Raw genomic sequence first — 8,647 nt, forward strand, 5'->3', positions numbered from 1 at the left:
CGTTCCCTGGGCAAAGCCGAAGGGGACAGGGGAGGGGCTTTTTTCCCTGGTTTTCGCCGTACAACGAGGAAGCCGTTTGCTTACTCCCCTGCATCGGATACTAAGATGCAATGAACGCCTACTTAAATTTTATGCACGTTCCTTAGCGTCTATCGACTTTGCCGCCGCTGTCCGTTACTATTGCCGATTGGTTTTACCCGCCCTTTTTTCGCGCCATTATTTTACGACCCATGCTAGGCTTACTCCGCACAACACTGGCGTTGATGGTAGTCACCTTCCATTTGCTGATTGAGTTATCGCCCTTAGGCACTTATTCGGTATTTGGCTTTTACCTGATCAGCGGCTACCTGATGACCCTTATCATGCACGATAATTACGGCTATACCCGGTCAGGGCGGCTAGCGTTTGCCGCTAACCGTCTGTTAAGGCTGTATCCGTCTTATTGGTTGGCGGCCTTAGGTTCGGCCGCTTTGATTATCGGCATCGGCCCGGCAACCGTCCTGCGTTACCATGACAGCCTATTTTTGCCGCAGTCGCTTAAAGACTATCTGAGCAATGCCAGTATGTTGTTTCCGGCTTGGCTACCCAATTCGGTCGATCCGCGCCTGGTACCGCCCGCTTGGGCGTTAACGGTGGAGCTGTTTTTTTATGTGGCGATTGGCTTGGGCATTTCCAAACACCCGCGCCGCATTAAGGTTTGGCTACTGCTCTCCGTCGCCTATGTGATCGGCACTTATCTGCTGGAAGCCCCCCTAAGGCAACGCTATGCCCCCATCGCCGCCGGGTCGCTACCCTTTGCGGTCGGTTCGGCACTGTATTTTTTAGCCAAGGAACCGCGTGTTTATCAGCTCTATGTCCGCAGCCGACTACGCGCCAGACATTTATTTATGGCCTTACTGGCCAATTGCTTGCTTTGGACTGTCCTGACCGTTACCCATCCGGGCCTCTACCTTGAAATCGGCTTTTATTTGAACATCGGCATTTGCGCCTTACTGGTCTACAGCTTGGTTAAAGGCGACAAAATCGCCGCTATCCCTGCCGCTGCGGATAAAGTGATCGGCGACTTTGCCTATCCGGTCTATTTGTGGCACTGGCAAGCAGGCTTGGCGGTAAGCTATTTACTGTATGGCGAAGCATTTCATGAATTGTCGGGGCGCGGGGCCATCGTCTTCCTCAGCACCTTGCTGGTGGTGGCCGTGCTGTCCCTGATGACCATCTATCTGGTGGACATCCCCATCCAACGCTTACGCACGAGAATCCGGGCGATGAACCGCCCCGCCGGACGGGATATGCCCCGCCGCCTACGCTGAAGCCTATAGGTGCAGTGCCAGCATAAAGCTTATGCTGGCCCAAAGGTGGTTAGAGACGTTGCAGTGCAACGTCTCTACAACAGATTTTATTTCATGCACATTCCTAAGATTAGTAATGTGCATGAAATAACTTCGGCAAACCTTGTCATGAGGCGGTTTTCTCTTTGGAGCGCGGGCATCTTGCCCGCAAGGGCGGGCAAGATGCCCGCGCTCCAATTTAGCGTTTGCCTGAATTATTTCCTGCTCATTCCTAAGCCCCCGCGTCTTCCTTAAGGCTATAGTGGCTTTCAATATAGCGTTGGACAATCTCTTGGAACTCTTCGGCAATCCGGTCGCCTTTTAGCGTCACGGTTTTTTCGCCGTCTTCATAAACTGGCGCGACCGGGGTTTCGCCCGTACCGGGTAAGCTGATGCCGATATTGGCGCTTTTGCTTTCGCCAGGGCCATTGACCACACAGCCCATCACCGCCACCTCCATCGCCTCTACCCCAGGGTATTGGCTACGCCAGACCGGCATTTGGTCACGCAAATAGCCTTGGATGTCCATCGCCAATTTTTGGAAATAATCGCTGGTGGTGCGTCCGCACCCAGGACAGGAAATGACCATCGGCGTGAACGAACGGAAACCCATCGTCTGCAAAATCTCTTGGCCGACAATAACCTCTTGGGTTCTGGAGGTGCCCGGTTCCGGGGTCAAGGAAATGCGGATAGTGTCGCCGATACCTTGCTGCATCAGCACCGACAGGGCGGCGGCGGACGAGACAATGCCCTTAGAACCCATACCCGCTTCGGTCAGCCCCAAATGCAGGGTGTAATCGCAACGGCTGGACAAATCCTGATAAATGGCAATCAGTTCTTGGACATTGCTGATTTTACAGGACAAAATGATTTTATCTTTACCCAGCCCCAATTCCTCGGCTTTGGCGGCACTTTCCAGCGCCGACAGGACAATCGCCTTGCGGGTGATCGCGGCCAGTGGCTCAGGATGGGCCAGGGCGCGGTTATCGTCCAACAAACGGGTCAGCACCGCTTGGTCAAGACTGCCGCCGTTAACGCCGATACGCACCGGCTTATTATACTGGCAGGCAAATTCGATCATTTGTTGGAATTGCGGGTCACGGCTACGCCCACGCCCGACATTGCCCGGATTGATGCGGTATTTATCCAACGCTGCCGCACAATCGGGATATTTTTCCAATAGCTTATGGCCGTTAAAATGGAAATCGCCGACTATCGGCACCGAATAGCCTTTTTTGTCCAATTGATTGCGGATTTCCGCCACTGCTTTGGCGGCCTCTTCGGTATTGACGGTAATCCGCACCAGCTCCGAACCCGCCGTCGCCAGCTCAATGATTTGTTTAACCGTGGACTGGATGTCGGCGGTGTCGGTATTGGTCATGGACTGCACCACAATCGGCGCACCGCCGCCAACTTTGACATTGCCGACCATAACCGGATGGGTGATTTTTCTTAGGCTTAAAGACATACGCGAAATCTTCTTAGGAAATTAATAGGCTTAGTGCTTATTATACGCGATAGCGGCGCATGAGGCGATGGCAGAACAGCCCGCCGCCGCCAATCAGCCGCCGCACACTTATTTATGCGCCGGAGGAGCTGCCGGGGCGGGGGTCGGCACAGGCACGGGAACCGCCACCGGGGCATTGGGCGCCGCTTGGCTGGCGGCAGGAGCCGAGACGGCTTCTTTAGCGAGTTTGTCCCGGCGTGCGCCTTCGGTGAACAGCGTCACCGTCACCATCACCAGCACGGCAGTGATGGATGCCACCACGATGCGGTCGGCGCTTTTTAAGAAAAATAACGGCCATTTGGGCTTAATCATCCCGATAATAAAGAAAAGGATTGTCCACAGGGCCAGGTCAAAAGCGGCTGTTGTCATTGTTATTTACCTGTTTTAAGCATGGGTTGAAAAGAGTACAGTATTACCTGTCAGGGAATTTTTGCAAGCCTAGCGGCGGGCAAACCGTCTATTTTAAACATTGCCGCGCCGGGTGTGGCAGATTATTTATACTCGATCGCTGCGAGACAGGAGTCGAGTAGTCCCCAGAAGCGATAGTGCCTGAGTTTTCACGAAGCGAAGCGGAAGTGAAAATGCAGGCTATACGAAATCGCGTCGAGTCATTGGAGAGCATGTGAGCCACCCCTTGTTGGGTGGCGAGCGAGTGACCAGGACGGCTGGGGCAGCCGAAGGCATAAGCGGTCGCGTGATTTTTGCTGATTGACCGGCAAGGATGCCGAAGCAATCTTTCGCAAAAATAGCGACTCCCCTTCATCAAGTTTTTCATAAAGCCCGCCCTGCCCTGAATAGGGTAGGGAATTTGTTAAAAACACAAGCGTGTAGGGTAAGACTGCTCCCTCCCCTGATGGGGAGGGCTGGGGTGGGGAGAATAAAATCAATGACTTATACTTATGACTTAGAGATTTTAATCAGACTGCTTTCTGTCTGTCTGATTAATGAAAAAAGCCTTATTTAGATTCTCCCCACCCCATCCCTCCCCATCAGGGGAGGGGGATGGATTCCATTGCAACTTGTTGTTTTAAATTAATTTTTTCAAATTTTCAATATCCGGTAGTTGAACAATTTATCCGAATGTTAAAAACTTGATGATCGAGTTATAGGCTTCAAACGGTCAAGTTTTCGGTTGTTTGGTAGGGTACAGCGTACCCTACGGTGAATTGTAAAAGCCGAAAACTTGGCCGTTCACAGTATAGATAGGCCGATAATTTAACGCCGACAGGGCTTAACAAGGCGCAAACGTACCAAAAACAACGTGTCATTTCTCAACGTAAGCGGAGGTTTTTATGGATGGTTTAGGTATTGCAGTTTTAGTGGTGCTGGTGTTTGTCGTCTTAGCCTTACTGATGAGCATCATCTCAGTGCCGCAGGGTATGGAATACACGGTGGAGCGGTTCGGCAAATACACCCGCACCATCACCCCCGGCTTAGACTTTATCGTCCCGCTGGTCGACCGTATCGGCAAAAAAATGCTCATGATGGAGCAGGTCATGGACGTGCCGTCGCAAGAAGTCATCACCAAAGATAACGCGATGGTGACGGTGGACGGCGTGGTCTTTTATCAGGTCATGGATGCCGCCAAAGCCGCCTACGAAGTCAGCAAGCTCGATTGGGCGATACTCAACTTGGTCATGACCAATATCCGCACCGTCATGGGTTCTATGGATCTGGACGAATTGCTGTCCCGCCGCGACGACATCAACGCCCGCCTGTTGACCGTTGTTGACGATGCCACCACGCCATGGGGCATCAAAGCCACCCGCATCGAAATCAAAGACATCGCCCCGCCCAAAGATTTGGTGGAAGCCATGGGCCGGCAAATGAAGGCGGAACGCTTAAAACGCGCCTCGATTCTGGAAGCCGAAGGGTTAAGGCAATCGGAAATCCTCCGCGCCGAAGGGGCGCAACAAGCCGCCATCTTAGACGCGGAAGGCCGTAAAGAAGCCGCCTACCGCGATGCCGATGCCCGCGAACGTTTGGCACAAGCCGAAGCCAGAGCCACCCTGATGGTCTCCGAAGCCATCAGCAAGGGCGACATTAACGCCATCAACTACTTCGTCGCCCAAAAATATATCGAAGCCCTCAAAGGGATCGGCACGGCCAATAACAGCAAGCTGATTTTTATGCCCCTGGATTCTTCCAGTGTTATCGGTGCCTTAGGCGGCATCGGCGAACTGGCGAAAGAGGCGATGGCCAAAAACGCCAAAAGCGGGAAGTAACCATGGCGGCGTTGAGTTTTTTGTTTTGGTATTGGTGGGTGCTGGCGATAGTGTTCCTGATCGCCGAGATGCTGGTATCGGGATTTTTCTTCTTATGGCTGGCCGCCGCCGCTTTCCTCAACGGCCTGATTTTTTGGCTACTGCCCGCCGTGACCTTGGACATACAGGTGCTGGTGTTTTCGCTCAGCGCCATCGTCGCCTTGGTCGCCTGGAAAAGCTACGCCAAAAAAATCGTCATCTACTCCGACCAACCCTTGCTCAACCGACGCGGGGCGCAGTATATCGGCAGGGTCTTTAGCCTGTACGAAGCCATAGAAAACGGCCAAGGCAAAATCAGGGCGGACGATTCCATTTGGAAAGTCTACGGCGAAGATTGCCCGATGGGCACAAAAGTTAAAGTGGTCGCCGTTAACGGCACGGTCTTTGAGGTGCAGGCTGTTCACCCTGCACCCGCCAGTTTGCCCAGTCAGGACAACGTGTAAGCCGATGCTGAAGTTTTTACGCCCTTCCCGCCAGTTCCTCCAGCCGCCCATTGACCCAAGCCAAATTATTTTTAAACTCCACATAAAGCGGCGATTTGGCGACTAATTCCGCCCATAGAGCTTGGGCTTGCCGATAATAGTCCAAGGCTAAGGGAAGATTGCCCTGTTGTTCATAATGCCAGCCTAAATGATTGAGGGCAACGGCTAGGCCATTAGTAAAGCCCAAATGGTCGGGGGCGGCGGCATGAAGTTCCTGTTTCAGGCGGTGCAGTTCTTCGTACCAGCGCAAAGCCTGTTGCAGGTCGCCCAGCGTGGTGTGGGTGTTGCCCAAATATTGGCAGGCAATCGCCAAGCCGTTTTTAAAGCCCAGATGGCCGGGGGCGGCGGCATGGAGTTCCTGTGACAGCCTGTAGTCTTCTTCACGCCAGCGCAAGGCCTGTTGCAGGTCGCCCAGCGTGGTGTGGGTGTTGCCCAAATATTGGCAGGCAATCGCCAAGCCGTTTTTAAACTCCAGATGGCCGGCGGCGGCGGCATGGAGTTCCTGTTCCAAGCGGTGGTAGTCCTCATACCAGCGCAAGGCCTGTTGCAGGTCGCCCAGCGTGGTGTGGGTGTTGCCCAATTTTTGGCAGGCAACCGCCAAATTGTTTTTAAACTCCAGATGGCCGGGGGCGGCGGCATGGAGTTCCTGTGCCAGGCGGTGGAATTCTTCGTACCAGCGCAAAGCCTGTTGCAGGTCGCCCAGCGTGGTGTGGGTGTTGCCCAAATATTGGCAGGCAATCGCCAAGCCGTTTTTAAAGTCCAGATGGCCGGGGGCGGCGGCATGGAGTTCTTGTTTCAGGCGGTGGTAGTCTTCGTACCAGCGCAAGGCCTGTTGCAGGTCGCCCAGCGTGGTGTGGGTGTTGCCTAAAAATTGGCAGGCCACAGCTAGGTCGTTTTTAACATCCAAGTTATCCGGTTCGCGCTGGTGGAGTGCGGCCATGACGGTATGATCATCGGTAAAAGCCCTTAAGGCCTTGTCCAGGTTGCCGATGGTCAGGTGATAGCTGCCTATATTTGTGCGCAACAAGCCAAGATTCTTGCTATCAGGTAGCCAAGCCGTGACCGTTTCGGCATGGCGGCAGTAAGCCGCCGCGTCCGCGTAGCTGGTGTTGAGCAAATGCCCGGTATTGGCTTCACAAGCCAGTTTGTCTTTCAGCTTAGCGACCAAGCCCGCACAATAACTCGGCAAGTGTTCGGCGTTTTTATGGCGGGTAATCTCCTGCACCACAGGGCTGGTTTTGTAGTGGCTTATCCCGTTTTGGGTGCTGTTCTCCAACCAACCGCGTGCCGCCAAGCCGCTGAGGATTTGGGAAAGGGTTGGAGCGGCGGCAGGTGGGCGGGGTTTCAGCCACGCGGTTACCCTATGCCAGATATTCTTACGGGGTGTTGGGCTAAGGTCAAAAAACAACAGGTCTTTTAACCAAGGGAAAGGCAGGTTTTCGGCGGGCAGTACCGCCAGATTGCACAACGCCCATTGTTCGGCTGCGCTTAACGGGGTGATTTGTTCCAGTTCGTCATACAGGGCGGCAATAAGGGCGGCGGGGGTGGCGGTTTGTAAGCTGGGGAGTTGGCCTTTGCCCGCCATGCGCACAGGTTGGTTTTTTGCCAAGCGTAACAAACCGCGCTGTTGCAGGTCTTTCAATAAGTCACCTAGGCTGTAGGTCATTTCGTCATGGTTCAGCACCGCTAAGTTCTTCGCCAACAGCTCCAGCACCAGCGTGTTGCCGCCCACCGCTTGGTAGATGCTGGCAAACAGCCCGTCATCTTCGCTGCTGTGCTGCGGATAATGGCTGTTGAAGACGCGTAAGGCCACATCTTCCGGCAAAGCGGCAATCGGGTAACGGTCAGCACCGTTAAAGTCGTTCAGGCGGCTGGTGAGCAGGATATGGCAGTTGGTGCAGGCGTGTAAAAAGCCCCAGTGTTGCGCCAACTCTTCGGCATTATTGGCGTTGTCGATAATCAGCAAACAGGGCGCGGTGAGGTTGGCGACGGCGGCTTGCAGCACCTCCAAACGTTGCGCCGTGGGCATCGCATCGGGGAAGTTCACTTGCAAAGGCAAGGCCAACATCAGCAAAGCATCGTCCAAGCGGCTGGGGGCATACAGCCATGCAGTGTGGGCGTAATGGCCTTGGTAAGTTTGCCAATACTTCGCCGCCAATGAAGTCTTGCCGATACCGCCCTGGCCGTTGACCAACAGCAAGGGCAGGTTATTTGCCTCCAGCTTGGCGCGTATCGCCAATAAATCTTCCTCGCGGCCTTGGAACACGTCAGGGATGAACGGCGTGGCGGTCAGGTGGCGGGGGATGGCTTTGTCGGCATAGTGGATGTGGGTAACGTTTTCGTTGTAAATGCTGCCGTCGCCCATATTGGTCTGGCGGTCGGCGTTAATTTGGTCGCGTCCGATGTTGGGGCCTGTGCCTGAGTGGCTTTGTCGGGTCATGGCGGGGCTGTGCGGTGGCTGGATGGTGGGGCAAGTTTAACACTAAGGTGGGGTTTGGGTAAGGTACGGCCCGCGCATTTTCTTCTTGCTCCCACACCCTGCGATCATCGTTATACACAAGTTTAAAAATACTTAAGAATCAGTAAGGTAGATTTTTGGCAACAATTTTGATTTGGCTCTATATGGGTTTCAGGGTCTTTTGCTAAAAATGTACGGCAGGCTGTTAATAAGCATGGCATCCTTAAAAATACCCGTCATTCCGGCATACCCACATAAAGGGATTGCCGGAGCCGTAGACCGCGTAAGCGAATCTAGTTCACAAGGATGTGAACGTTAATAATCACGCAAAAATAACGGAAATCGAACGAAAAAAACGAACAATCCGAACTTTTCAACTGTACGAGATTGACAGATGCCATCCATGGCATCTGGATTCGCTTACGCGGTCTAACGGCTCCGGCAATCCGCCGGAATGACGGCTTCTTCTTAAAAATGTTAAAACTCGATCATCAAGTTTTTCATAAAGTCACCTCTAAATAGTGGGGAAGATTAGCGGAGAGCTAAGGCTTGTTAAGGTGGGCAACTCCCTCCCCTGATGGGGAGGGTTGGGGTGGGGAGAATAAAAT

General features: G+C 53.5%; 6 protein-coding genes. 3 read left to right on the forward strand and 3 right to left on the reverse strand.

Annotated features, from left to right (window positions below; all coding sequences use genetic code 11):
• Positions 1-230 precede the first annotated feature (230 nt).
• Positions 231-1,310, forward strand: coding sequence for an acyltransferase family protein (locus tag AADEFJLK_RS09900; protein WP_103974178.1), 1,080 nt, complete (start codon positions 231-233; stop codon positions 1,308-1,310).
• 250 nt (positions 1,311-1,560) lie between these two features.
• Here AADEFJLK_RS09900 and ispG read toward each other — a convergent pair whose 3' ends face one another.
• Complete coding sequence (gene ispG / locus AADEFJLK_RS09905; protein WP_088620748.1) at positions 1,561-2,796, reverse strand: flavodoxin-dependent (E)-4-hydroxy-3-methylbut-2-enyl-diphosphate synthase; 1,236 nt, start codon at positions 2,794-2,796, stop codon at positions 1,561-1,563.
• Positions 2,797-2,904: 108 nt separating this feature from the next.
• Positions 2,905-3,204, reverse strand: coding sequence for a hypothetical protein (locus AADEFJLK_RS09910; RefSeq protein WP_088620747.1), 300 nt, complete (start codon positions 3,202-3,204; stop codon positions 2,905-2,907).
• A gap of 923 nt (positions 3,205-4,127) precedes the next feature.
• Here AADEFJLK_RS09910 and AADEFJLK_RS09920 point away from each other — a divergent pair.
• Both AADEFJLK_RS09920 and AADEFJLK_RS09925 read left to right on the forward strand, forming a co-directional pair.
• Positions 4,128-5,060 carry an SPFH domain-containing protein gene (locus AADEFJLK_RS09920; RefSeq protein ID WP_103974128.1) on the forward strand — a complete coding sequence of 311 codons (933 nt, stop codon included), beginning with the start codon at positions 4,128-4,130 and terminating at the stop codon, positions 5,058-5,060.
• A 2-nt stretch (positions 5,061-5,062) separates the two neighbouring features.
• Positions 5,063-5,542: an NfeD family protein gene (locus AADEFJLK_RS09925; protein WP_103974129.1), complete on the forward strand. Its 480-nt coding sequence runs from the start codon at positions 5,063-5,065 to the stop codon at positions 5,540-5,542.
• A gap of 16 nt (positions 5,543-5,558) precedes the next feature.
• On the opposite strand, the gene AADEFJLK_RS09930 is transcribed toward AADEFJLK_RS09925, so the two are convergent.
• Positions 5,559-8,021, reverse strand: coding sequence for a tetratricopeptide repeat protein (locus AADEFJLK_RS09930; RefSeq protein ID WP_103974130.1), 2,463 nt, complete (start codon positions 8,019-8,021; stop codon positions 5,559-5,561).
• Positions 8,022-8,647 lie beyond the last annotated feature (626 nt).

It is taken from the genome of Methylovulum psychrotolerans, assembly GCF_002923755.1.
Lineage (GTDB): Bacteria > Pseudomonadota > Gammaproteobacteria > Methylococcales > Methylomonadaceae > Methylovulum > Methylovulum psychrotolerans.